The organism is Pseudoalteromonas sp. SR45-5, from assembly GCF_014163565.1.
Lineage (GTDB): Bacteria > Pseudomonadota > Gammaproteobacteria > Enterobacterales > Alteromonadaceae > Pseudoalteromonas > Pseudoalteromonas distincta.
This window is the reverse complement of the sequence record NZ_JACJDN010000807.1, coordinates 1-1,514: the sequence shown is the minus strand read 5'-3', so window position 1 is coordinate 1,514 and position 1,514 is coordinate 1. Positions and strand designations below refer to the sequence as shown.

Below are 1,514 nucleotides of genomic sequence, written 5' to 3'. Positions count from 1 at the left end.
TACATTTTTAACAGCGCAGTTTGCCGATCCTAACAAGCAACCTCATTGGCAAAATTACGCGTTTATGCCTGCAAACAACAACCCCACTTTAGTGGTTTATATGGGGCTTTCGCGCTTACAAACGCTAAGCTGCGGTTTGCAATCAGTGGGCTGGCCAAGTAATACACCCATCGCACTAATAGAGAATGCCACTACGACTAAGCAAAAAGTAATTACCAGTACGCTTGAGAAAATAGTAAATGAGCATGCTAAACACAACCTTCAAGGCCCTACCCTAATTATGATTGGTGAAGTAATAAATCATAAAATGGCTATTAGTCCTGAGTTACTAAACAGTGTAAATGTTAACGCATGACGTAAAATGAATAATGCACTTTTCGCGCTTACTACCTCCCCAGGAGTAGGCGCTTTTTTTGTTTTTAATTTGGGTTCAAGTTGTGTGCAATAACATACTTAAATGCACCAAATAAGTTAAAAGTAATGGCAAGTTAAATTATAGAAACACAGTGACAAATAAAAATAATACTTTAAGCAATTGTATTAGCTTGATTTTAAATTCAATGATGAAATTTATTAATGATTGGAACAGTGGTTGCACTTTAAAAACAAAAAAGTGTGGAATAATACCAATGGCGACAAGCAACCCTCTCACAAAACAGTTTTTATTAGCGGCTAAGTATCAAGAAATACACGCGCTAAAGCAATTACAAAACAGTTGTGCCTCGCTTACTAAGTTAGGCGATTTTGTACATCAGTTACAAAAAGAACGTGCAATGAGTAATATCTTTTTAGCCTCAAATCGCGAGCGATTTAAAACCCAATTACAAGAGCAAATTCCTTTAAGCAGCAGCGCACAAACTGCATTTTATGATTCTCTTAAACAAACATTTATAAACGACAACGCCGATACTGGTCATACTCGGTTATTTAATTTAATTACCTATAGCCTGCAAACACTTGACGCATTGCCCGAATTACGCAATCAAATAGCACAACAAAACATTAGTGCAGTGCATGCTACGCAGTCGTTCACGCAGTTAATTGCTAGTTTACTCAATATTATTTTAGAGGCAGCAGATGGCGCAAGCGATCCTAAAATAACGCGTTTGTTAGTTGCCTTTTTTAACTTTATGCAAGGTAAAGAGTATGCAGGACAAGAGCGCGCCTGTGGTGCACAAGCATTTGCAGCGAGTAAATTTACCACTGAGCAAAAACAACAACTAGCGCATTTCGTACAAGAGCAAAACCACAGCTTTGACTTTTTTAATGAGTACGCCGATGCGCACCTTTTAAAATGCTTTGCCACGTTAACAACACATCAGGTGAATAATCAGGTAGACCAACTTAGAAGTTTACTGCAAAAACTCGATGACGAGAATGCTCAACCGCTCTCGCAACTAAGCGAAGTATGGTACGAAGTAACCACTACGCGCATAGATATAATGCACAAAATTGAACAAAATATAGCAGATCAATTAATTGATACCGCAGCAATGCAAATAGCCTGTGCTCAA

The 1,514-nt window shown here is 38.0% G+C and carries 1 protein-coding gene and 1 pseudogene; both read left to right on the top strand.

The window, feature by feature from the left end:
• A pseudogene (locus tag H5072_RS19235) lies at positions 1-355 on the top strand (SAM-dependent methyltransferase); the annotation flags it as partial.
• Between the two features lie 274 nt (positions 356-629).
• Positions 630-1,514, top strand: an 885-nt coding sequence (locus tag H5072_RS19230; RefSeq protein WP_182694479.1) for a nitrate- and nitrite sensing domain-containing protein, incomplete at its 3' end; no start/stop codon positions are given.